Source organism: Pseudomonas sp. B6(2017), assembly GCF_002112765.1.
Lineage (GTDB): Bacteria > Pseudomonadota > Gammaproteobacteria > Pseudomonadales > Pseudomonadaceae > Aquipseudomonas > Aquipseudomonas piscis.
The window spans coordinates 125,320-149,020 of sequence record NZ_NEIQ01000009.1 but is presented as its reverse complement, the minus strand read 5'-3'; the positions used below and the strand labels follow the sequence as shown (position 1 = coordinate 149,020).

Annotated in this window: 21 protein-coding genes; 15 read left to right on the top strand and 6 right to left on the bottom strand. The window is 62.5% G+C overall.

The window, feature by feature from the left end:
* Window positions 1–131: 131 nt before the first annotated feature.
* The 3 genes from CAG11_RS16950 to CAG11_RS16940 are packed head-to-tail and all read right to left on the bottom strand — an operon-like array spanning window position 132 to window position 3,192.
* Entirely contained in the window at window positions 132–1,118 is a 987-nt protein-coding gene (locus CAG11_RS16950) for an alpha-L-glutamate ligase-like protein (protein ID WP_022643231.1), read from the bottom strand.
* Window positions 1,118–2,650 carry an inactive transglutaminase family protein gene (locus CAG11_RS16945; RefSeq protein WP_031321286.1) on the bottom strand — a complete coding sequence of 511 codons (1,533 nt, stop codon included), beginning with the start codon at window positions 2,648–2,650 and terminating at the stop codon, window positions 1,118–1,120. Before CAG11_RS16945 ends, CAG11_RS16950 begins: the two co-directional genes overlap by 1 nt.
* Before the next feature lie 5 nt (window positions 2,651–2,655).
* The gene (locus CAG11_RS16940; protein WP_022643233.1) at window positions 2,656–3,192 is read right to left on the bottom strand and encodes an ATP-dependent zinc protease; all 537 of its coding nucleotides are present in this window, start codon (window positions 3,190–3,192) and stop codon (window positions 2,656–2,658) included.
* A gap of 268 nt (window positions 3,193–3,460) precedes the next feature.
* Here CAG11_RS16940 and CAG11_RS16935 point away from each other — a divergent pair, with 268 nt between their 5' ends.
* The 6 genes from CAG11_RS16935 to prpD all read left to right on the top strand — a co-directional run bounded on the left by CAG11_RS16935 (window position 3,461) and on the right by prpD (window position 11,967).
* A complete protein-coding gene (locus CAG11_RS16935) occupies window positions 3,461–4,183 on the top strand; it encodes a GntR family transcriptional regulator (RefSeq protein WP_022643234.1) in 723 nt (240 codons plus the stop codon).
* Window positions 4,180–5,064 (top strand): methylisocitrate lyase, encoded by an 885-nt coding sequence (gene prpB / locus CAG11_RS16930; RefSeq protein WP_085597153.1) that lies wholly within the window; start codon window positions 4,180–4,182, stop codon window positions 5,062–5,064. Before CAG11_RS16935 ends, prpB begins: the two co-directional genes overlap by 4 nt.
* 82 nt (window positions 5,065–5,146) lie before the next feature.
* Window positions 5,147–6,304, top strand: coding sequence for a 2-methylcitrate synthase (gene prpC, locus CAG11_RS16925; protein ID WP_085597152.1), 1,158 nt, complete (start codon window positions 5,147–5,149; stop codon window positions 6,302–6,304).
* 2 nt (window positions 6,305–6,306) lie between these two features.
* A complete protein-coding gene (gene acnD, locus CAG11_RS16920; RefSeq protein WP_085597151.1) occupies window positions 6,307–8,919 on the top strand; it encodes a Fe/S-dependent 2-methylisocitrate dehydratase AcnD in 2,613 nt (870 codons plus the stop codon).
* Window positions 8,920–8,980: 61 nt separating this feature from the next.
* A complete protein-coding gene (gene prpF, locus CAG11_RS16915; RefSeq protein ID WP_085597150.1) occupies window positions 8,981–10,171 on the top strand; it encodes a 2-methylaconitate cis-trans isomerase PrpF in 1,191 nt (396 codons plus the stop codon).
* Window positions 10,172–10,482: 311 nt separating this feature from the next.
* Entirely contained in the window at window positions 10,483–11,967 is a 1,485-nt protein-coding gene (gene prpD / locus CAG11_RS16910) for a 2-methylcitrate dehydratase (RefSeq protein ID WP_085597149.1), read from the top strand.
* A gap of 81 nt (window positions 11,968–12,048) precedes the next feature.
* Here prpD and CAG11_RS16905 read toward each other — a convergent pair whose 3' ends face one another.
* Window positions 12,049–12,867, bottom strand: coding sequence for a pyruvate, water dikinase regulatory protein (locus tag CAG11_RS16905; protein WP_022643241.1), 819 nt, complete (start codon window positions 12,865–12,867; stop codon window positions 12,049–12,051).
* 175 nt (window positions 12,868–13,042) lie between these two features.
* On the opposite strand from CAG11_RS16905, the gene ppsA reads away from it, so the two are divergent.
* From ppsA to CAG11_RS16865, 8 genes are all read left to right on the top strand, one after another.
* The gene (gene ppsA / locus CAG11_RS16900; protein ID WP_085597148.1) at window positions 13,043–15,418 is read left to right on the top strand and encodes a phosphoenolpyruvate synthase; all 2,376 of its coding nucleotides are present in this window, start codon (window positions 13,043–13,045) and stop codon (window positions 15,416–15,418) included.
* A gap of 97 nt (window positions 15,419–15,515) precedes the next feature.
* A complete protein-coding gene (locus CAG11_RS16895; RefSeq protein WP_085597147.1) occupies window positions 15,516–16,505 on the top strand; it encodes an alpha/beta fold hydrolase in 990 nt (329 codons plus the stop codon).
* Window positions 16,506–16,760: 255 nt separating this feature from the next.
* Window positions 16,761–17,252: a ribonuclease E activity regulator RraA gene (gene rraA, locus CAG11_RS16890; protein ID WP_009042919.1), complete on the top strand. Its 492-nt coding sequence runs from the start codon at window positions 16,761–16,763 to the stop codon at window positions 17,250–17,252.
* Between the two features lie 25 nt (window positions 17,253–17,277).
* Window positions 17,278–18,273 carry a zinc transporter ZntB gene (locus CAG11_RS16885; RefSeq protein ID WP_085597146.1) on the top strand — a complete coding sequence of 332 codons (996 nt, stop codon included), beginning with the start codon at window positions 17,278–17,280 and terminating at the stop codon, window positions 18,271–18,273.
* 63 nt (window positions 18,274–18,336) lie between these two features.
* Complete coding sequence (locus CAG11_RS16880) at window positions 18,337–18,582, top strand: hypothetical protein (RefSeq protein ID WP_022643245.1); 246 nt, start codon at window positions 18,337–18,339, stop codon at window positions 18,580–18,582.
* Window positions 18,583–18,584: 2 nt separating this feature from the next.
* A complete protein-coding gene (locus CAG11_RS16875) occupies window positions 18,585–19,409 on the top strand; it encodes a mechanosensitive ion channel domain-containing protein (protein ID WP_022643246.1) in 825 nt (274 codons plus the stop codon).
* 86 nt (window positions 19,410–19,495) lie between these two features.
* Entirely contained in the window at window positions 19,496–20,086 is a 591-nt protein-coding gene (sigX, locus tag CAG11_RS16870) for an RNA polymerase sigma factor SigX (RefSeq protein ID WP_031321291.1), read from the top strand.
* A gap of 107 nt (window positions 20,087–20,193) precedes the next feature.
* Window positions 20,194–21,174: an OmpA family protein gene (locus CAG11_RS16865; RefSeq protein ID WP_085597145.1), complete on the top strand. Its 981-nt coding sequence runs from the start codon at window positions 20,194–20,196 to the stop codon at window positions 21,172–21,174.
* A gap of 68 nt (window positions 21,175–21,242) precedes the next feature.
* On the opposite strand, the gene CAG11_RS34070 is transcribed toward CAG11_RS16865, so the two are convergent.
* Entirely contained in the window at window positions 21,243–21,929 is a 687-nt protein-coding gene (locus CAG11_RS34070; protein WP_256578520.1) for an SAM-dependent methyltransferase, read from the bottom strand.
* 168 nt (window positions 21,930–22,097) lie between these two features.
* Here CAG11_RS34070 and CAG11_RS16855 point away from each other — a divergent pair, with 168 nt between their 5' ends.
* Window positions 22,098–23,117: a quinone-dependent dihydroorotate dehydrogenase gene (locus tag CAG11_RS16855; RefSeq protein ID WP_085597144.1), complete on the top strand. Its 1,020-nt coding sequence runs from the start codon at window positions 22,098–22,100 to the stop codon at window positions 23,115–23,117.
* 135 nt (window positions 23,118–23,252) lie between these two features.
* On the opposite strand, the gene rmf is transcribed toward CAG11_RS16855, so the two are convergent.
* Complete coding sequence (rmf, locus tag CAG11_RS16850) at window positions 23,253–23,468, bottom strand: ribosome modulation factor (protein WP_016965693.1); 216 nt, start codon at window positions 23,466–23,468, stop codon at window positions 23,253–23,255.
* Between the last annotated feature and the right edge of the window lie 233 nt (window positions 23,469–23,701).

Below are 23,701 nucleotides of genomic sequence, written 5' to 3'. Positions count from 1 at the left end.
GCGGCTGGCGATTGTAGTCCCCCCGGGGATTTGCTCCTAGGGGGGAGGTCGGCAATGGCGTGGTTTGCGACGTACCGCTTGCATTGGCCATGGCCACTGGTTGCGCCAGGACCTTCAGGCAGCCGTGGCGATCAGCCTTCCACGGCGGGGATATGACCGAACAACTGCTGGGCGAAGCGCACCCGCTCCTCGACGCTTTCCTCGATGCCCTGGGCCTTGAGCTGTTCCAGGTGGGCCTCGATGGCGTGGGTACGCTGGGTCAGGCCGCAGTCGTTGGCGATCTGGATGTTCAGGCCCGGGCGGGCGTTGAGCTCGAGGATCAACGGCCCCTTGTCCTGGTCCAGCACCATGTCCACGCCGATGTAGCCCAGGCCGCACAGCTCGTAGCAACCGGCCGCCAGCTTCATGAAACCGTCCCAGTAGGGCAGTTGCACGCCGTCTACCGCGTTGGTGGTGTCCGGGTGCTTGGTGATGATGTTGTTCAGCCAGGTGCCGCGCAGGGTCAGGCCGGTGGCCAGGTCGACCCCGACGCCGATGGCGCCCTGGTGGAGGTTGGCCTTGCCGCCGGACTGGCGGGTCGGCAGGCGCAGCATGGCCATCACCGGGTAGCCCATGAGCACGATGATGCGGATGTCCGGCACGCCTTCGTAGCTGATGCTCTTGAAGATCTGGTCCGGGGTTACCCGGTACTCGATCAGCGCGCGGTCGCGGTGGCCGCCCAGGGAATACAGGCCGGTGAGGATGCTGGAGATCTGATGCTCGATTTCCTCATGGCTGATGATCTTTCCGGACACCGTGCGATAGCGGCCCTCGAAGCGGTCGGCGATCACCAGGATGCCATCGCCGCCGGCGCCCTGGGCCGGCTTGATGACGAAGTCGTTGCGCCCACCGATGATCTCGTCGAGCTTGTCGATTTCCTTCTCGGTGGAGATCACCCCGTACAGCTCCGGCACGTGGATACCGGCCTTGAGCGCCCGCTCCTTGGTGATGATCTTGTCATCGACGATGGGGTACAGGCTGCGCTTGTTGTACTTGAGCACGTAGTCGGCGTTACGCCGGTTGATGCCCATGATCCCGCGCGCTTCCAGGGCCTTCCAGGTCTTCCAGAGGCCGAACATCAGGAGTCAGCCTTGACGAAGGCTTTGAACCGCACCAGCTCCGTCAGCCGGTAGCCGCGGTAGCGACCCATGGCCAGCATGAAGCCCACCAGGATCAGCAGCATCGCCGGGAAGGTGAAGACGAAGTACGTCAGCTCCGGCACGCTCATGATCAGGTGCGCCAGGGAGGCGGCGAACAGGGTGCCGATCGCGACTTTCATCGCATGGCCGCCGCCACGTTCTTCCCAGGTGATGGACAGGCGCTCGATGGTCATGGTCAGGATCACCATCGGGAACAGCGCCACCGACAAGCCGCGCTCCAGGCCCAGCTTGTGGCTGAACAGGCTGATGGCGGCGATCAGCACCACGACGAAGGTCAGCACCACCGACAGGCGCGGCAGCATCTGCAGCTTCAGGTGCTCGAGGTAGGAGCGCAGCGACAGGCCCAGGGCGGTGATCACGGTGAACAGCGCGATGCCGAAGCCCAGCTGGGTCTCGCGAAAGGCCAGGGCGATCAGCACCGGGGTGAAGGTGCCCAGGGTCTGCAGGCCGATCAGGTTGCGCAGCACCAGGATCACCAGCACGCCGATCGGGATCATCACCATGATCATGAAGGTCTGCTGGGTCTGCAGCGGCAGGCCGTAGAGCGAGTATTCGAGGAAGTTGGCGTCGGTGTTCTCGTCGGTCAGCTTGGCCAGGCGGATGGCGTTCATCTCGCTGTTGTTCATGCTGAAGGTGACGTTGGCTTTCTTGCCGCCATCGACGGTGATCAGGTTGTCGTCGCCGGTCCACCACAGCAGGCGATCGCTGGGCAGGCCCTGCTCGCCGGTCTCGGGGTTGAAGTACAGCCAGTCGGTGCCGTTGAAGCTGCGCAGCCACAGCTCCGGGGTCTGCGGCTGGTCGGCCACCAGGCGGATGGTGTGGACCTTCTCGGCCGGCACATGGGCGATGGACAGCAGCAGTTCGACGATCTTGGCCTTGTTGGCGCTGGATGGGTCGCCGGCCAGCAGCAGCTTGGCGTTGTCGTCGTTGGCGTTGTTGACCCGCTTGATGGCTTCGCTGATGAAGGTCTCGACGTCTGCCGAGTGCTGGCGGATCGGTGCCAGCAAGGCGTCGGCGGCGATCTTCTCCGGCCCTTCGATGGCCATGCTGTCGCGGAAGGTCGGACCCTTGACCTTGGCTTTCTCGGCGCTGTAGCGCTTGGTCAGGACCAGGCGGTAGTACAGGGTCTGGTTGCCCTTGGCCCGGCGTGCCGACCAGGTGACCTTGCGGTTGCCGTCGACGCGGTTCACCGCCACCCCATAGTTGTTGGAGATGAAGCTCTCGTTGAGGCTCACATAGTCACGGCTCAGGGGCGGCACGAACATCTGGATCTTGATCGGGTCCTTGCCGTTGGCGACGAACTCGACCTTGGCGTCGATGTTCCACAAGTCGTCGGTAGCGTCTTCGGTCACCGGAATGCCGAGCACGAAGATCTGGTAGGCCGTGATCGAAATGCCCAGCACCACCAGTACGGCGATCAGGACTTTCAGATGAAGGGTAAGAGAGCGCATTGGAATTACTCTGCGGTAAGAGCGGCGGTGGCGCAGGCAGGTTTGCCAGCAGCGTATTTAAGACTGGGGTCGACCAGCGCATCGAAACGCTTGAGGGCTTCGGAGCCGATCAAGAGCGGGTATTGGAATGCACTACGGTCGGTCAAGTTCACTTCGATGCTGCGCAAGGCGCTGCCCATGCAGACTTCCAGGGCGATCACCGGGCGCGCGGTGTAGTTCTTGTCCTCATCGGGGTCGTAGTCGCCAGCGCGGCGCTTGATCTTGCTGACCCGGGCCAGGGGGCGTTCGATGGGGTGGGAGTGGGCGGTGTCGATGGCCAGATAGAAGCGTACCCAGGACTCGCCATTGCGCTTGAAGCGCTTGATGTCGCGGGCGCTCAGCGAAGCGGTCTTGGCCCCGGTGTCGAGTTTGGCGGCGACCTCCAGGTCGATGCCCGCCAGTTGGGCGTATTCATTCAAGCCGTAGACGGTCTTGCCGGCGGCGATGCCGGTACCAGGAAGGATGAATAGGCAGAGCAGTGGGAGAAGGGCCTTGAGAGTCATAGATCCTGATGGTCATGGGTTCTTCAGTTCAAGGCGACCGGCATTGCTGCGCAAGCTCCCTCGTGTGCGTGGCATAAAAAGATGACAGGCCAATGCGGGCGGCATTCTAGCATGCTGGTTTGTTGGCGCCAGCGTCCGGGGCGGGCCATTTGTCTCGTTTAGAATTCATGGGGGTCTTAGACGATTGTCGACAATCTATATTTTTCCTTTGACTGTAATGGGGGTATTGGCTAATTTTCGCCTCATTGATTTTCAAGGTGTCGACAATATGCTGGATCAACTGGAACACTCGACGCCGGCCCAGGACGACTCCGAGACCCTCTCCGAAAACGTCTTCCGGCGTATCCAGGCGGCCATCGTCAAGGGCGAGATCGCCCCGGGCAGCAAGATCTCCGAGCCCGAGCTGGCCCGCACCTACGGCATCAGCCGTGGCCCGCTGCGCGAGGCCATCCATCGCCTGGAGGGCCAGCGCCTGCTGGTGCGCGTGCCCCATGTCGGCGCCCGGGTGGTTTCCCTGAGCCATGCCGAGCTGATCGAACTCTACGAAATCCGCGAATCCCTGGAAGGCATGGCCTGCCGCCTGGCGGCCGAGCGCATGAGCGTGGCCGAGATCGACGAACTGCGCCGAGTACTGGAGACCCACGAGCGCGATGCGGCGTTCCAGGCCGGGGTTGGCTACTACCAGCAGGAAGGGGATTTCGACTTCCACTACCGGATCATCCAGGGCGCGGGCAACCAGACCCTGACCAAGATGCTTTGCGGCGAGCTCTACCAACTGGTGCGCATGTACCGCCTGCAGTTCTCCAGCGTGCCGAACCGGCCGCGCCAGGCTTTCGCCGAACACCACCGAATTCTCGATGCCATCGCCGACCGAGACGGCGAACTGGCCGAGTTGCTGATGCGCCGTCATATCGGTGCCTCCAAGCGCAATATCGAGCGCCATTACCAGGAAGCGCTCGTCAACCCGTCCAAGACACGAGGTGAGTCATGAGTCAGAAAACCGCCGGCCAGCGCTTGCGCGACGCCATTGCCGAGGAACATCCACTGCAGGTCATCGGCGCCATCAACGCCAACCATGCACTGCTGGCCAAGCGCGCTGGCTTCAAGGCCATCTACCTCTCCGGTGGCGGTGTCGCCGCCGGCTCCCTGGGCCTGCCGGACCTGGGCATCAACACCCTGGACGACGTGCTCACCGACGTGCGCCGCATCACCGATGTCTGCGACCTGCCGCTGCTGGTGGACATCGACACCGGTTTCGGCCCCAGCGCCTTCAACATCGAGCGCACCGTCAAGAACCTGATCAAGGCCGGCGCCGCCGCCGCCCATATCGAGGACCAGGTAGGCGCCAAGCGGTGCGGCCACCGGCCGGGCAAGGAAATTGTCTCCACCGAGGAAATGGCCGACCGCGTGCGCGCCGCCGCCGATGCCAAGACCGACCCGAGCTTCTTCCTGATCGCCCGGACCGACGCCATCCAGGCCGAGGGCGTGGACGCCGCCATCGAGCGCTGCCAGCGTTATGTGGAGGCGGGCGCCGACGGCATCTTCGCCGAGGCCGCCTACGACTTGCCGACCTACAAGCGCTTCGTCGATGCCCTCGATGTGCCCGTGCTGGCCAACATCACCGAGTTCGGCGCCACCCCGCTGTTCTCCCGCGATGAGCTGGCGTCGGTGGGCGTCGCCATCCAGCTCTACCCGCTGTCGGCCTTCCGTGCCGCCAACAAGGCGGCCGAGGCGGTCTACACCGCTATTCGCCGCGATGGCCATCAAAAAGAGGTCATCGACCTGATGCAGACCCGTGCCGAACTGTACGACCGCATCGGCTACCACGCCTTCGAGCAGAAGCTCGACGCCCTGTTCGCTGCCAAGAAATGACCGGACCCGGGCCGCTCCCCGAGAGCGGCCTGCGGATATAACAAGACGCAAGCAACCGGATAAAAATGAGGAGATTCACGCGATGAGCCCCAGCGAAACCACTACCGCCTTCAAACCGAAGAAATCCGTGGCCCTGAGCGGCACCGCCGCCGGCAACACGGCCCTGTGCACCGTCGGCCGTACCGGCAACGACCTGCACTACCGCGGTTATGACATCCTCGACTTCGCCACCTCCTGCGAATTCGAGGAAATCGCCCACCTGCTGGTCCATGGCAAGCTGCCGAATGTCGCCGAGCTGACGGGCTACAAGGCCAAGCTCAAGGCCCTGCGCGGCCTGCCGGCTGGGGTCAAGCTGGCGCTGGAGCAACTGCCGCCGTCCGCCCACCCGATGGACGTGATGCGCACCGCCGTTTCCGTGCTGGGTTGCCTGTCGCCGGAGAAGGACGACCACAACCATCCGGGCGCCCGGGACATCGCCGACAAGCTGATGGCGAGCCTCGGTTCCGCGTTGCTCTACTGGTACCACTTCAGCCATAACGGCAAGCGCATCGACGTGGAGACCGACGACGATTCCATCGGCGGCCACTTCTTGCACCTGCTGCACGGCGAGAAGCCGCGTGAGTCGTGGGTGCGCGCCATGCACACCTCGCTGATCCTCTATGCCGAGCACGAATTCAACGCCTCCACCTTCACCTCGCGGGTGATCGCCGGTACCGGTTCCGACATGTTCTCCTGCATCGCCGGGGCCATCGGCGCCCTGCGCGGTCCCAAGCATGGTGGTGCCAACGAGGTGGCCTTCGAGATCCAGAAGCGCTACGACAACCCGGACGAAGCAGAAGCCGACATCCGCGCCCGCGTCGAGAAGAAGGAAGTGGTGATCGGTTTCGGCCATCCGGTCTACACCGTGTCCGACCCGCGCAACAAGGTAATCAAGGAAGTGGCCCGCGAGCTGTCCGTCGAGCAGAGCAACAGCAAGATGTTCGATATCGCCGAGCGCCTGGAATCGACCATGTGGGAAATCAAGAAGATGTTCCCCAACCTCGATTGGTTCAGCGCCGTCAGCTACCACATGATGGGCGTGCCCACCGCCATGTTCACCCCGCTGTTCGTAATCGCCCGTACTTCCGGCTGGTCTTCCCACGTCATCGAGCAACGCATCGACGGCAAGATCATCCGCCCGAGCGCCAACTATGTCGGCCCGGAAGACCTGAAGTTCGTGCCCCTGAAGGACCGCAAGTAATCATGAACAGCCAATACCGCAAGAACCTGCCGGGTACGGCGCTGGACTACTTCGACACCCGCGAGGCGGTGGATGCCATCGCCCCGGGTGCCTACGCCGGCCTGCCGTACACTTCCCGGGTGCTGGCCGAGCAACTGGTGCGCCGTTGCGATCCGGCGCAGCTCACCGACTCGCTGAAGCAACTGATCGAGCGCAAGCGCGACCTCGACTTCCCCTGGTACCCGGCCCGCGTGGTCTGCCACGACATTCTCGGCCAGACCGCGCTGGTGGATCTGGCCGGCCTGCGCGATGCGATCGCCGACCAGGGTGGCGACCCGGCCCTGGTCAACCCGGTGGTGCCGACCCAGCTGATCGTCGATCACTCCCTGGCCGTGGAGTTCGGCGGCTTCGACCCGGATGCCTTCGAGAAGAACCGCGCCGTCGAGGAGCGCCGCAACGAGGACCGCTTCCACTTCATCGAGTGGACCAAGACCGCGTTCAAGAACGTCGATGTGATCCCCGCCGGCAACGGCATCATGCACCAGATCAACCTGGAGAAAATGAGCCCGGTGATCCAGGCGCGCGGCGGCGTGGCCTTCCCCGACACCTGCGTCGGCACCGACAGCCATACCCCCCACGTCGATGCGCTGGGGGTGATCGCCATCGGCGTCGGTGGCCTGGAGGCGGAGACCGTGATGCTCGGTCGCGCGTCGATGATGCGCCTGCCCGACATCGTCGGCGTCAAGCTCACCGGCAAGCGCCAGCCCGGGATCACCGCCACCGACATCGTCCTGGCCCTGACCGAGTTCCTGCGCAAGGAAAAGGTGGTGGGTGCCTACGTCGAGTTCTTCGGCGAAGGGGCCGACAGCCTGTCCGTTGGCGACCGCGCGACCATCTCCAACATGTGCCCGGAGTACGGTGCCACCGCGTCGATGTTCTACATCGACCAGCAGACCATCGACTACCTCAAGCTCACCGGCCGCGAGCCGGAGCAGGTGGCCCTGGTGGAGAACTACGCCAAGACCACCGGCCTGTGGGCCGATGCCCTGGTCACCGCGGAGTACGAGCGGGTTCTGACATTCGACCTGTCCACCGTGGTGCGCAACATGGCCGGTCCGTCCAACCCGCACCGGCGCTTGCCGACCTCGGCCCTGGCCGAGCGGGGTATCGCCGACGAAACCAAGCTGGCCGCCGGCAAGGTCGAACAAGCCGAGGGCCTGATGCCCGATGGCGCGGTGATCATCGCGGCGATCACCAGCTGCACCAACACCTCCAACCCGCGCAACGTGGTGGCTGCCGGCCTGGTGGCGAAGAAGGCCAACGCCCTGGGCCTGGTGCGCCAGCCTTGGGTCAAGACGTCCTTCGCGCCGGGCTCGAAGGTCGCCAAGCTGTACCTGGAAGAGGCCGGCCTGCTGCCGGAGCTGGAAAAGCTCGGCTTCGGCATCGTCGCCTACGCCTGCACCACCTGTAACGGCATGTCCGGCGCCCTGGACCCGGTCATCCAGCAGGAAATCATCGACCGCGACCTGTATGCCACCGCGGTGCTGTCGGGCAACCGCAACTTCGACGGCCGTATCCACCCCTACGCCAAGCAGGCGTTCCTCGCCTCGCCGCCGCTGGTGGTGGCCTATGCGATCGCCGGTACCGTGCGCTTCGACATCGAGCAGGACGTGCTGGGCCATGACCAGGCCGGCAACCCGGTGACACTGAAGGACCTGTGGCCGAGCGACGAGGAAATCGACGCCATCGTCGCCGCCTCGGTGAAGCCCGAGCAGTTCCGCCAGATCTATATCCCGATGTTCGACCTCGGCACCGTCAAGGAAGCCGAGAGCCCGCTGTACGACTGGCGTCCGATGAGTACCTACATCCGTCGTCCGCCGTACTGGGAAGGCGCGCTGGCCGGGGAGCGCACGCTCAAGGGCATGCGTCCGCTGGCGGTGCTGCCGGACAACATCACCACCGACCACCTGTCGCCGTCCAACGCCATCCTGGCGGACTCCGCGGCCGGTGAGTACCTGGCGAAGATGGGCCTGCCGGAGGAGGACTTCAACTCCTACGCCACCCACCGTGGCGACCACCTGACCGCCCAGCGCGCGACCTTCGCCAACCCGCAGTTGGTGAACGAGATGGCGGTGGTCGATGGCGAGGTGAAGAAGGGTTCCCTGGCCCGTGTCGAGCCCGAAGGCAAGGTCACGCGGATGTGGGAAGCCATCGAGACCTACATGGAGCGCAAGCAGCCGCTGATCATCATCGCCGGTGCCGACTACGGCCAGGGTTCGTCCCGCGACTGGGCGGCCAAGGGTGTGCGCCTGGCGGGTGTCGAGGCGATCGTCGCCGAGGGCTTCGAGCGCATCCACCGCACCAACCTGGTGGGCATGGGCGTGCTGCCGCTGCAGTTCCTGCTGGGCACCGACCGCAAGACCCTGGGCATCGACGGTACCGAGACCTACGACGTGCTTGGCCAGCGCACTCCCCGGGCGCAGTTGACCCTGGTGATCCACCGCCGCAATGGCGAGCGGCTCGAGGTGCCGGTGACCTGCCGCCTCGATACCGCCGAGGAGGTGTCGATCTACGAGGCCGGCGGTGTGCTGCAGCGCTTTGCCCAGGACTTCCTGGAATCGGCCACAGCCAGTTAAGCGACGTACCGGGGGCGGGCCGCAAGGCGCCGCCCCCGGTCTTTATCAGGACCTGAAATCCATGGCATTTGTAGCGCAAATCAAGATTCCGGCCACCTACATGCGTGGCGGCACCAGCAAGGGTGTGTTCTTCAACCTGCAAGACCTGCCCGAGGCTGCGCAGCTGCCCGGCGCGGCCCGCGATGCCTTGCTGCTGCGGGTGATCGGCAGCCCCGATCCCTACGACAAGCAGATCGACGGCATGGGCGGCGCCACCTCCAGCACCAGCAAGACGGTGATCCTGTCCAGGAGCATCAAGCCCGACCATGACGTCGACTACCTGTTCGGCCAGGTCGCCATCGACAAGCCCTTCGTCGACTGGAGCGGCAACTGCGGCAACCTGTCGGCGGCGGTGGGTTCCTTCGCCATCAGCAGCGGCCTGGTGGACCCGGCGCGCATTCCCCACAACGGTGTGGCGGTGGTGCGCATCTGGCAGGCCAACATCGGCAAGACCATCATCGCCCATGTGCCGATCACCGATGGCGCGGTCCAGGAGACCGGCGACTTCGAGCTGGACGGCGTGACCTTCCCGGCGGCGGAGGTGCAGTTGGAGTTCCTCGACCCGGCGGCCGAGGAGGAGGGCGGTGGCGGTTCGATGTTCCCCACCGGCAACCTGGTGGACGACCTGGAAGTACCCGGTGTCGGCACCCTCAAGGCGACCCTGATCAATGCCGGGATCCCCACCATCTTCGTCAATGCGGCGGACATCGGTTATCGCGGTACCGAGTTGCAGGGCGTGATCAATGGCGACCCCAAGGCCCTGGCGATGTTCGAGACCATCCGTGCCCATGGCGCCTTGCGCATGGGCCTGATCAAGCACCTGGACGAGGCCGCGCAGCGCCAGCACACGCCGAAGGTGGCTTTCGTGGCTCCGCCGGCGGACTACCAGGCCTCCAGCGGCAAGGCGGTCAAGGCGGCGGATGTCGACCTGCTGGTGCGCGCCATGTCCATGGGCAAGCTGCACCACGCGATGATGGGCACCGCGGCGGTGGCCATCGGCACGGCGGCGGCGATCCCCGGGACCCTGGTCAACCTCGCAGCCGGTGGCGGCGAGCGTAGCGCCGTGCGTTTCGGCCATCCTTCGGGCACTTTGCGCGTAGGCGCCGAGGCCAGCCTCGAGGCCGGCGAGTGGAGCGTGGTCAAGGCGATCATGAGCCGCAGTGCGCGGGTGCTGATGGAAGGTTGGGTGAGAGTACCTGGCGATACCTTCTAACAGGCCGTTGAAAAACTAGCTGCGTTGCCATCGCTGCGTTAAAAACAGGCTGGTGCGCCAGCCCGGTCAAAATGCTCATTTACCACTCGTAAACTGCGCTTTTTCGCCTGTTTTTGCCTTGCGCTGGCTGCCTCGCCTACATTTTTCAACGGTCTGTTAAGGACCGGCGGTGGCGAGGGAGCCGGCTCCCTCGCCACCGATGCCGTTATCGAATCATTGAGCAGACGCAGACCTGCGATGCCGTTATTGACCTGAACCTGCAGCCTGAGGAATCGACCTACCCATAACCCCGTCATTGGAGTGCACGATCCATGAGCGCCAACGTTGATCTGAACAACCGTCCCGATTACGACCCGGTTTTGCAGGACATTGCCGATTATGTCCTGGAGTATCGCGTCGACTCCCCCCTAGCTCTCGATACCGCCCGCCATTGCCTGATGGATACCTTGGGCTGCGGCCTGCTGGCATTGCGTTTTCCCGAATGCACCAAGCACCTGGGGCCGCTCGTCGAAGGCACCGTGGTGCCCCATGGCGCCCGTGTGCCGGGTACCAGCTATCGCCTGGACCCGGTGAAGGCCGCCTGGGATATCGGCTGCATCGTGCGCTGGCTCGATTACAACGACACCTGGCTGGCGGCGGAGTGGGGACACCCGTCGGACAACCTCGGCGGCATCCTGGCCGTGGCCGATCACCTTTCGCAGAAACGCGTCGCCAACGGCGAGGCGCCGCTGAGCATGGGCGATGTGCTGCAGGCGATGGTCATGGCCCACGAGATCCAGGGTGTGCTGGCCCTGGACAACTCCTTCAACCGCGTCGGGCTCGATCATGTGCTGCTGGTGAAGGTGGCCTCCACCGCCGTTTGCGCCCGCTTGATGGGGGCCAATCGCGAGCAGCTGTTGTCCGCGCTGTCCCATGCCTTCGTCGACGGCCAGGCGCTGCGTACCTATCGCCATGCACCCAATGCCGGGTCGCGCAAGTCCTGGGCGGCGGGGGATGCCTCGAGCCGCGGGGTGCGCCTGGCGGACATGGCGCTGCGTGGCGAAATGGGCATTCCTGGCGTGCTCAGCGCGCCGCAGTGGGGCTTCTACGACGTGCTGTTCAGCCATGCCAACAAGGACCTTTCGCTCAAGCCCGAGGGCCAGCGGCGTTTCAGCCTGCCCCAGGGGTACGCCAGCTACGTGATGGAAAACATCCTGTTCAAGATCAGCTTTCCGGCCGAGTTCCATGCGCAAACCGCCTGCGAGGCGGCAGTGGCCCTGCACCCGCTGGTGCGCGATCGGTTGCAGGAGATCGAGCGGATCGTCATCACCACCCATGAGTCGGCGATCCGCATCATTTCCAAGGTCGGGCCGCTGGCCAATGCCGCCGATCGCGACCACTGCCTGCAGTACATGACCGCCGTGCCCCTGGCGTTCGGCACCCTGGTGGCCGAGCACTACGAGGATGATTTCCACGCGGCGCATCCGATCATCGACCAGTTGCGCGACAAGATGCAGATCGTCGAGGACCCGCGCTACACCCGCGAGTATCTGGAGGCCGACAAGCGTTCGATCGCCAACGCGGTGCAGGTGTTCTTCGCCGATGGCAGTTGCACCGAGCAGGTGGCGGTGGAGTACCCCATTGGTCACCGCCGGCGGCGGGCCGAGGGCATCCCGCTGCTGGAGGACAAGTTCAAGGCCAACCTGGCCACGCGCTTCAGCGCCCAGCGCTCGGCGCAGATCTTCGATCTGTGCAAGGACCCGGGACGGCTGTCGGCCACGCCGGTGCAGCGCTTCGTCGATCTGCTGGTGATTTGAAACCGCGATGCAGGCAGCGCCTGGTGCGCTGCCTGCCGATGGTCGCCGGGGCCGCGCAGGCCCTGGGAATAGGGGACAGCTTTACTTGAAACGGCGTTCGACGCCTTTTTCCACGAGGATCTTGGCCGAGATTTCCTCGACGGAGAAGTGCGTGGAGTTGATATGCGGGATGTTTTCCCGGCGCAGCAGGTTCTCGACTTCCCGTACCTCGAATTCGCACTGGGCGAAGCTGGAATAACGGCTGTTGGGCTTGCGCTCGTTGCGGATCGCGGTGAGGCGGTCGGGGTCGATGGTCAGGCCGAACAGCTTGTGCTTGTGCGGGCGCAGCGCGTTGGGCAGTTGCAGGCGCTCCATGTCTTCTTCGGTGAGCGGGTAGTTGGCCGCGCGGATGCCGAATTGCATGGCCATGTACAGGCAGGTCGGGGTCTTGCCGCAGCGTGACACGCCCACCAGGATCAGGTCGGCCTTGTCGTAGTAGTGGGTGCGGGCGCCGTCGTCGTTGTCCAGGGCGAAGTTCACCGCCTCGATCCGCTCCATGTAGTTGGAGTTGTGGCCGATGGAGTGGGATTTGCCCACGGAGTAGGAGGAATGCTCGCTCAGCTCCTGTTCCAGGGGGGCGAGGAAGGTGGAGAAGATATCGATCATGAAACCATTGGAGGTCGCGAGAATCTCACGGATGTCCTGGTTGACAATAGTGTCGAAAATGATCGGTCGATAACCGTCTTTTTCGGCGGCTATATTGATTTGCTGTACCATGGCCCGCGCTTTTTCCATGCTGTCGATATACGGCCGCGTGAATTTGCTGAACGTAATGTTCTCGAACTGCGCCAGAAGGCTCTGGCCGAGGGTTTCCGCTGTGATACCGGTACCGTCGGAGATGAAGAAGGCAGATCGTTTCATTTGCGGCTTGGGCCTTAAGCTAGTGACGATTCTTGGATATGATAGGCGCGATTTGTCGGCCGGGAATGGCCCGCATTCTCACTTATTTTCCAGGTCCAGGCCATATGACGGGCAGATGCACCCCTGAAGCAGCCCGTTTCTGAGCTTTTCCAACACAGTTAGTGGAGAGATCACCTTGGTAGAGTACGTAGTTTCCCTCGATAAGCTCGGCAAACACGATGTTGAGCATGTGGGGGGCAAGAACGCATCCCTGGGCGAGATGATCAGTAACCTCGCGGGTGCCGGCGTCTCGGTCCCGGGTGGCTTCGCCACGACCGCCCAGGCATATCGGGACTTTCTCGAGCTGAGCGGTCTGAACGACCAGATCCATGCAGCGCTCGACGCGCTGGATGTCGATGACGTGAATGCCCTGGCCAAGACCGGCGCACAGATCCGCCAATGGATCATGGACGCCGAGTTCCCCGAGCGCCTCGACGCGGAAATCCGCAAGGCCTTCGCCGCGCTGTCGGCGGGCAACCCCGAGATGGCCGTGGCCGTGCGCTCCTCGGCTACCGCCGAAGACCTTCCGGATGCATCCTTCGCCGGCCAGCAAGAGACCTTCCTCAACATCCGTGGCGTGGACAACGTGATCCGCGCCGCCAAGGAAGTGTTCGCCTCGTTGTTCAACGATCGCGCCATTTCCTACCGCGTGCACCAGGGCTTCGACCACAAGCTGGTGGCCCTGTCCGCCGGCGTGCAGCGCATGGTCCGTTCGGAAACCGGTACCGCCGGGGTGATGTTCACCCTGGATACCGAGTCGGGCTTTCGTGACGTGGTGTTCATCACCGGCGCCTACGGCCTGGGTGAAACCGTGGTGCAGGGCGCCGTCAACCCTGACGAGTTCTACGTTCACAAGAACACCCTGAGCGCCGGCCGTCCTGCGATCCTGCGTCGCAACCTGGGCAGCAAGGCGATCAAGATGATCTACGGCGACGAAGCCAAGGCCGGTCGCTCGGTGAAGACCGTGGACGTGGACAAGGCCGATCGCGCACGTTTCTGCCTGACCGACGCCGAGGTCAGCGAGCTGGCCAAGCAGGCGATGATCATCGAGAAGCACTACCAGTGCCCGATGGACATCGAATGGGCCAAGGACGGTGACGACGGCAAGCTGTACATCGTGCAGGCCCGCCCGGAAACCGTGAAGAGCCGTACCCAGGCCAACGTGATGGAGCGCTACCTGCTCAAGGAAAAAGGCACCGTCCTGGTGGAAGGCCGTGCCATCGGCCAGCGCATCGGCGCCGGCAAGGTGCGGATCATCAAGGACGTGTCGGAGATGGACAAGGTCCAGGCCGGCGACGTGCTGGTTTCCGACATGACCGACCCGGATTGGGAACCGGTGATGAAGCGCGCCAGCGCCATCGTCACCAATCGCGGCGGCCGTACCTGCCACGCGGCGATCATCGCCCGTGAGCTGGGCATTCCGGCGGTAGTGGGTTGCGGCAACGCCACCGAGCTGCTCAAGGATGGCCAGGGCGTGACCGTTTCCTGCGCCGAGGGCGATACCGGCTTCATCTTCGAGGGCGAACTGGGCTTCGACGTCAAGCAGAACTCCGTGGACGCCATGCCGGAGCTGCCGTTCAAGATCATGATGAACGTCGGCAACCCGGACCGCGCCTTCGACTTCGCCCAACTGCCGAACGCCGGTGTGGGCCTGGCCCGCCTGGAATTCATCATCAACCGCATGATCGGCGTGCACCCCAAGGCGCTGCTGAACTATGCGGGCCTGCCACAGGACATCAAGGACAGCGTCGACAAGCGTGTCGCCGGCTACCATGATCCGGTGGACTTCTACGTCGACAAGCTGGTCGAGGGCATCAGCACCCTGGCCGCGGCATTCACGCCGAAGAAGGTCATCGTGCGCCTGTCGGACTTCAAGTCCAACGAATACGCCAACCTGATCGGCGGCAAGCTCTACGAGCCGGAAGAAGAAAACCCTATGCTGGGCTTCCGTGGCGCCTCGCGCTACATCAGCGAATCCTTCCGCGATTGCTTCGAGCTCGAGTGCCGTGCCCTCAAGCGCGTGCGCAACGAGATGGGCTTGACCAACGTCGAGATCATGGTGCCCTTCGTGCGTACCCTCGGCGAAGCCAGCCAAGTGGTTGATCTGCTCGCGGAAAACGGTCTCAAGCGGGGCGAGAATGGCCTGCGCGTGATCATGATGTGCGAACTGCCATCCAACGCGATCCTGGCCGAGGAGTTCCTGGAGTACTTCGATGGTTTCTCCATCGGCTCCAACGACCTGACCCAGCTGACCCTGGGCCTGGACCGCGACTCCGGCATCATCGCCCACCTGTTCGACGAGCGTAATCCTGCGGTCAAGAAGCTGCTGGCCAACGCCATTGCGGCTTGCAACAAGGCTGGCAAGTACATCGGCATTTGCGGCCAGGGCCCTTCGGATCACCCTGACCTGGCCAAGTGGCTGATGGAGCAGGGCATCGAAAGCGTTTCGCTGAACCCGGACTCGGTGCTCGAGACCTGGTTCTTCCTGGCCGAGGGCCAGGGCGCCGCATAATCGGTGAGTGCAGGCCTGGCCAGCGACTGGCCGGGCCTTGCGATTCAAGCAGGGCGCGCTTCTTCCGGATGCCGCCCTTTTTTGTGCAAGAAAGAATATGCAAAGCAGCAGCAACCTATTTCCTGTCGCCTTGATCAGTGCCGAGCGTCGAGGCGACCTCAGCGAAGATGTCTATCGCTTGAAACCCGGCAACAGCCCCGATCCTTCGGTGGAGCTGGCCGTGACGCGCCTGGGCATGGCCGATGCGCCTGGGGCCCAAGGCGTGCCCGTGGTCCTGTTGCACGGCAGCTTTTCCAACCGGCGCTTCTGGTACTCGCCCAAGGGCATCGGCCTCGGGGCCTACCTGGCGCGGGCCGGTTTCGATGTGTGGATCCCGGAAATGCGTGGCCATGGCTTGTCGCGCCGCAATGCCCAGTACCGCAACAACCGAGTGGCGGATTACGCACGCTACGACCTGCCGGCCATCGCGGCCTTCGTGCGTGAGCTGAGTGGGCAGGTTCCCCACTGGATCGGCCATTCCCTGGGCGGTACCACCCTGGCCGCGGCGCTGGGCGGCCAATACCTGGGCGACGCGGGGGTGGCCTCGGCGGCGTTCTTCGGCACCCAGGTCAGCCGTATCTACTGGCCCTTGAAGATTCCCTTGGTGGAGTGGAGCGGACGCCTGTTCATCAAGCGGTTTGCCCAGTTGTCCGGTTCCCGGCTCAAGCGCGGCCCGGAGGACGAGCCCATTGGCCTGGCCCTGGAGAGCATGCGCTGGCATGGGCTGTTCGGGCGTTTCGGTGATGCCGACAAGGATTGGTGGGCCGGCCTGACGGAGGTCGGCGTACCGGCCCTGGCGGTCAGCGCCGCTGGCGACCACCAGGATCCGACCTGGGCCTGCCGCAAGCTGTTCGATCAACTGGGCAGCGAGCACAAACAGTTCGTCTGCCTGGGGCGTGAACAGGGCTTTGGCGGTAATTTCGGCCATGTCGAGATGCTCGTGAGCAAACCGGCGCAGGCCGAGGTCTGGCCGTTGGTGGCACGTTGGCTCAGGGACCAGCAGGCGCCGTTGCTGGTTTGCGCCACCGAGCAGATGGCGACGGTTTGACGCAGAGGCTCTGACAAGGGCATTTCGCTGGATAGCGCTTGCGGCTAAGATATGACGCGCTGAACCGTTTTGGTCACATTCAGTTATTGAGTCGACTTTCCGTTCTGTCGGCAGTCTTGCGAAAATGCCCGCCAGGCTGGTGGGCGGCCCGAGTGCGGTAGGCTAAACATCTGCCGATTGGGCTCGTATTTTCATTGCTGGCCCCGGAATGACCGACACCGTCGATCGTGTTCTTTCTGTTACAGGAGCTTCTCGATGAACCATTACCTTACTCCCGACCTGTGCGATGCCTACCCGGACCTGGTGCAGGTGGTCGAGCCCATGTTCAGCAACTTTGGCGGACGCGATTCCTTTGGTGGCGAAATCGTCACCATCAAGTGCTTCGAGGACAACTCGCTGGTCAAGGAGCAAGTCGAGCTCAAGGGGCATGGCAAGGTGCTGGTGGTCGACGGTGGCGGTTCCCTGCGACGCGCCCTGCTGGGGGACATGCTGGCCGAGAAGGCAGCCAAGAATGGCTGGGAAGGCTTGGTGATCTACGGTTGCATCCGCGACGTGGATGTCATCGCCCAGACCGACCTCGGCGTCCAGGCCCTGGCCAGCCACCCGATGAAGACCGACAAGCGCGGTATCGGCGACCTCAACGTGGCCGTGACCTTTGCCGGGGTGACCTTCCGTCCGGGTGAATATGTTTACGCCGACAACAATGGCGTGATCGTTTCGCCCAGCCCGCTGAAAATGCCTGAATGACCAAGCGGCCAGACAAGGGGTGAGGATGTTCGAGGAAGAAAACGCGCAGTGGGGGCTGGTGCATGCCCTCGTGCTGGATGGTAAAGGCGGCGCGCGCTCGATTGCCCGGACTGAGCTCGACGATCTGCAACTGCAGGCCCATGAGAGCCTGTGGTTGCATTGGGATCGCAGCCATCCGCAGACCCAGACCTGGCTGCGTCGCTCCAGTGGCTTGAGCGAGTTCAGTTGCGACTTGCTGCTGGAGGAAAATACCCGGCCACGCTTGCTTGCACTGCCTGATTCGGAACTGCTGCTGTTCTTGCGTGGTATCAACCTCAATCCGGGTGCCGAGCCTGAGGACATGGTCTCGGTGCGGATCTTCGCCAGTGCGCAGCGGGTGATCTCGCTGCGTTTGCGCCCCTTGCGAGCCACCGATGAGCTACTGGCGCAGTTGAGCGAGGGCAATGGCCCGAAAAGCGCCGCCGAGTTGCTCCTCTACATGGCCGAATACCTGACCCACAAGGTGCAGACCCTGGTCAGCGATCTTGCTGAAGTGGTCGATGACGAGGAAGAAAAACTGGATGCCGACGAACGGTATACCCCGGAGCATGGCAGCATTTTGCAGATTCGTCGTCGGGCTGCCGGGCTGAAGCGGTTCCTGGCCCCGCAACGGGATATCTTCTCGCAGTTGAGCCGGATAAAACTGCCCTGGTTCGCTGCCGACGATGGCGACTACTGGAATGAATTGCACAACAGCCTGACCCGCTACCTGGAAGAGCTGGAGCTGGCCCGGGAGCGCGTGGGGCTTGTGCTCGAGGCCGAGGATCGGCGTTTGAGCGTGCGCATGAATCGCACCATGTACCGCTTCGGCATCATTACCGGGATCTTCCTGCCGATGAGCTTTCTCACCGGGCTTTTGGGGATCAACGTCGGTGGCATTCCGTTCTCTGCCAGTCCCTATGGCTTCATCATCGCCTGCCTGTTGCTGGTGGCGGTGGCGCTGGGCCAATGGTGGCTATTCCGGCGTTTGCGTTGGGTATGAAGAGGCTTCATGTGACCCGAATAAATCTGATCGCGTCTTTTTCAAACATCACCAGAGGTGCTTATGCACGATCCGTTTGAAGAGTCGCTGCGTGACATGCTCAAGGCCTCGCCATCCAGCCGCGATGACGACGCTTGCCTGGGCCGCGTATTGAAAACCGCCAACCGCCAAGTGGGGGCAGGGGACCTGTTCAGCCTGCTGGGTCGCTGGTTGCCGGCCTTGATGATCGCCCTGAATAACGGATCGGCCCATATCGCGCCGGTTTCTCGTCTTAAATCTACTGCTCGCACTGCTGATAAGGCTGATTGAATATGGAACTTGATCTCTGGACGCAGAGCCTCGTCACAGCGATGACCGCCTTGTGGACCAAGGTGGCGAACTTCATTCCGAACCTGTTCGGCGCATTGGTGGTGCTGTTGCTGGGCTTCGTGGTTGCGAAGCTGCTCGACACCCTGCTGTCCAAATTGCTGGCCAAGCTGGGCCTGGATCGCCTCATGGGTGGTACCGGCCTGACCAAATTGTTGTCCCGGGCGGGCTTGCAAGTTCCCATTTCGACCCTGATCGGCAAGATCGTCTACTGGTTCGTGCTGCTTATTTTTCTGGTTTCTGCTGCTGAATCCCTTGGCCTTGAGCGAGTTTCGGCTACGCTCGACATGCTTGCGTTGTATTTGCCGAAGGTTTTCGGCGCTGCGCTGGTGCTGTTGGTGGGGGTTCTGCTGGCGCAGCTGGCCAATGGGCTGGTGCGGGGCGCGGCGGAAGGCGTGGGGTTGGAGTACGCCAGCGGCGTGGGGCGGATTGCTCAGGGATTGGTGATCATCATCAGTATTTCCGTGGCGATCAGCCAGTTGGAGGTCAAGACCGACCTGCTCAACCATGTGATCGTGATCGTTTTGATTACCGTTGGTCTGGCAGTTGCGTTGGCGATGGGATTGGGAAGCCGGGAAATTGCCGGTCAGATTCTTGCGGGAATCTATGTGCGTGAGTTGTACCAGGTGGGTCAACAAGTGCGTGTTGGCGAGGTTGAAGGCCAGATCGAGGAGATTGGCACGGTCAAAACTACATTGCTGACCGATGAGGGTGAGCTAGTCTCTCTCTCCAATCGGATCCTGCTGGAGCAGCATGTAAGTAGCCGCTAACCCGGCACCCTGCTAATGTATGCCGCCGTAAAATGCCCCTCGCCGGGCTGCGGTGGACACTGACCTGACTGTCGGCACGACTCGTTTTGAATAACACCCAAACGCTATCCACGCGCTATGACCCCCGTGAGCTCTCTGATGAGGAGTTGGTTGCGCGTTCACATACGGAGCTGTTTCACGTAACACGCGCCTATGAAGAGTTGATGCGACGCTATCAGCGAACCCTATTTAATGTTTGTGCGCGTTATCTGGGGAACGATCGGGATGCCGATGATGTCTGTCAGGAAGTGATGTTGAAGGTGCTGTATGGCCTTAAGAACTTTGAGGGTAAATCGAAGTTCAAGACCTGGCTATACAGCATCACGTACAACGAATGCATCACGCAGTATCGCAAGGAGCGACGCAAGCGGCGGTTGATGGATGCTTTGAGTCTTGATCCCCTTGAGGAGGCGTCTGAAGAAAAGGCGCCGAAACCTGAGGAGAAGGGCGGACTTGACCGCTGGTTGGTGCATGTGAACCCGATCGATCGGGAAATTCTGGTGCTGCGTTTTGTCGCAGAACTGGAGTTCCAGGAGATCGCAGACATCATGCATATGGGTTTGAGTGCTACAAAAATGCGTTACAAACGTGCTCTTGATAAATTGCGTGAGAAATTTGCAGGCATTGCTGAAACTTAGTTCGGCGCAAATATCTCTTACGTCTAGGTGAGTTCTGATAGACTTACCGCCGAGTTGTCCCCCGGTATGTGGGACTGCTTTACAATCACCAGATGGGGATTTAACGGATGAAACTGAAAAACACCTTGGGCATTGCCATTGGTTCTATTGTTGCCGTGACTTCGTTCGGCGTTCTGGCGCAAGGCCAAGGCGCGGTCGAGGGTGAACTGTTTTACAAAAAACAGTACAACGACAGCGTTAAGCACATCGAAGATGGCTTCAACCCAGGCGCCCGTATTGGTTACTTCTTGACCGACGACCTGTCGTTGGACCTGAGCTACGACAAGACTAACCACACCCGTTCCAACGACGGTACCGGCAACCAGAAGATCAAGGGTGACACCGCCAGCCTGCTGGCCACCTACCACTTCGGCCAAGCTGGCGTGGACTCCCTGCGTCCATACGTTTCCGGTGGTTTCGGTCACCAGAGCCGTAGCAACGTAGAAGCCGACGGTCACAGCGGTCGTGACAAGACTACCCAGGCCATCATCGGTACTGGTGTTAAGTACTACTTCACCGACAACCTGTTCGCCCGTGCTGGCGTTGAAGCCGACTACGGCATGGACAACGGCAAGTGGGACTACGCTGCCCTGGTTGGTCTGGGTGTGAACTTCGGCGGCAACGCCGGTAAAGTCGCTCCAGCTCCAGTAGCTCCAGCTCCGGCTCCAGAGCCAGCTCCAGAAGCTCCAGTTGCTGAAGTCGTACGTGTTGAGCTGGACGTGAAGTTCGACTTCGACAAGTCGGTCGTCAAGCCTAACAGCTACGCTGACATCAAGAACCTGGCTGACTTCATGAAGCAGTACCCACAGACCACCACCGTTGTTGAAGGTCACACTGACTCCGTCGGTCCTGACGCTTACAACCAGAAGCTGTCTGAGCGTCGTGCAAACGCCGTTAAGCAAGTACTGGTTAACCAGTACGGCGTTGGCGCTGAGCGCGTTCAGTCCGTTGGTTACGGTGAGTCCCGCCCAGTTGCCGACAACGCAACTGAAGCTGGTCGTGCTGTTAACCGTCGCGTAGAAGCCTCGGTAGAAGCTCAAGCTAAGTAATTAGCCTGTCAGCTTGGAAAAACCCGGCCTAGGCCGGGTTTTTCTTTGCCCGGATTTTGTCCTGGGCCTCAGGCCTGGAGCAGGCGGGTGGCGCTGGTACCGGCAGTTGCCGCTACTGCGCCGATCACCAGGATCGCCGGGCTCTTGAGCCCGAAATCCAGGGCATCCTGCTGCATATTCCCCAGCATGCTGCGACATTCCCGCTGCTCTGGCAGCGAGGCGTTCTCGATCATCGCCACCGGTGTCCAATCCGGCATGCCAGCGGCGCGCAACTGTTCGCCGATATCTGTCAGTTTCGCCACTCCCATGTAGATCACCAGGGTCGTTCCTCCCTGTGCCAATGCCTGCCAGTCCAACGGGCTGTCGTCCTGGGTATGGGCGGTGAGTAACGTCACGCCGCGGGCCACGCCACGCAAGGTCAGGGAGATATCGCAACTGGTGGCACCGGCCAGGCCGGCGGTGATGCCGTTCACCATCTCCACCTCGATGCCGTGCTCCTGGGGCCGGCCTAGGTCGCTGAGAGTGATGTCCTCGAACTGCTGTTCGCCGGTCAGCATCAGCGACCGCGAGATACGGTTGTAGTCGGCATCGAAGGCGATGATGTCGAGCTTCTCGCTCCGCTTGAGCATTTCCTCCAGAGAGCGGACCTCGGCCATGCCATTGTCGATCATCACCAGCCTGAGTTTTTTTGTAGGCTTTTCCGGGGCATCGCTACCGTTGACCCAGGCCAGCGCCGGGCGAAGGTGTTCAATCATGGGGCTACCTTGCGTGAAGGATCTGGCCTTGGCCCGGGAGGATGGCGAAGCGGCAGGTGCAAGGCATATGCCAGCGTTGGTCGGATTTGCCGACGCGCCTCGCCTGTGGGGCCCGGGCCCGGCTATAATCGTCGCCCCATTTCGCTGTCCACCGAGTCCATCGCGCCCATGTATAACCTGGCCCGCCAGCTGCTGTTCAAACTCTCCCCGGAAACCTCCCACGATCTGTCCCTGGACCTGATCGGCGCGGGCGGGCGTCTGGGCCTCAACGGCTTGCTGTGCAAGGTCCCGGCGGCAAAGCCGGTGACGGTCATGGGCCTGGAGTTCGCCAACCCGGTGGGGCTGGCCGCCGGCCTGGACAAGAACGGCGCGGCCATCGATGGCTTCTCCCAGCTGGGTTTCGGTTTCGTCGAGATCGGCACCGTCACCCCGCGCCCGCAGCCAGGCAACCCCAAGCCACGGATCTTCCGCCTGCCGGAGGCCGAGGGCATCATCAACCGCATGGGTTTCAACAACCTGGGGGTCGATAACCTGCTGGCGCGGGTCGCCGCCGCCAAGTACCGGGGCGTGCTGGGGATCAATATCGGCAAGAACTTCGATACCCCGGTGGAGCGGGCGGTGGACGACTACCTGATCTGCCTGGACAAGGTCTATTCCCGGGCCAGCTACATCACGGTCAACGTCAGCTCACCCAACACCCCGGGCCTGCGCAGCCTGCAGTTCGGCGAGTCCCTCAAGCAGCTGTTGGCCGCCCTGGGCCGGCGCCAGGAGGAATTGACCGCGATCCATGGCAAGCGTGTGCCGCTGGCGATCAAGGTCGCTCCGGACATGAGCGATGAAGAAACCGTGGAAGTGGCCCGCGCCCTGCTGGAGGCGGGCATGGATGCGGTGATTGCCACCAACACCACCCTCAGCCGTGAAGGCGTCGAAGGCCTGGAGCATTGCGACGAGGCCGGTGGCCTGTCCGGTGCGCCGGTGCGGGAGAAGAGCACCCATACGGTCAAGGTCCTGGCTTCCGAGCTGGCCGGTCGCCTGCCGATCATCGCGGTGGGCGGCATCACCGAAGGCAAGCATGCAGCCGAGAAGATCGCCGCCGGCGCGAGCCTGGTGCAGCTGTATTCGGGGTTCATCTATAAAGGGCCGGCGCTGATTCGCGAATCGGTGGATGCCATCGCGGCGATGGGCTGAGGCATCGGCGGACTTTTGCGGCGCAATAAAAAGGGCTCCTTGAAGGAGCCCCTGGGCCGAAGCCCGCCGCCCGGATGGGGCGCGCGTGGTTAAATCGTCATCTATTCAAGTTTTAGGTGTCGGAATGTGCCCTGATCAGCCGACAGCGCGAAGTTCGTTGAGTCTGTGTATACCCGCAGTGCCTGTCATACCGTCCCAGTTGTCGCCGCGTCCTTCGCGCCAGCCGTTGATCCAGGCTTGGCGTACCGACGGTAGAGTAAATGGGCAAAGCTCACGGGACTTGCCATTAACGCCATACTGATATCCGCGTAAAAACGCTCTTTCCAACGGATCACGCTTTAGTCTTCTCATAGGGTGTTTCCCTCACTTGTTGACTGTATATGTCCCGTCGACCTTCGTTGAGGTCGGGCAGATCGGTTCTGCCGTTGGTGCTCGCTGCCGGCGTCGCGAGCCTTGATGTCGACGCCGTTGCGGCGCCAACCTGTGTTGAGTTCTAACCAATAGGCCACAGCAAGTGAATGATCGTTTTGTCATAAGAACGTAACCATAATGCTGTCCAGGCCATAAGCCAGAGCGGTTTTTGC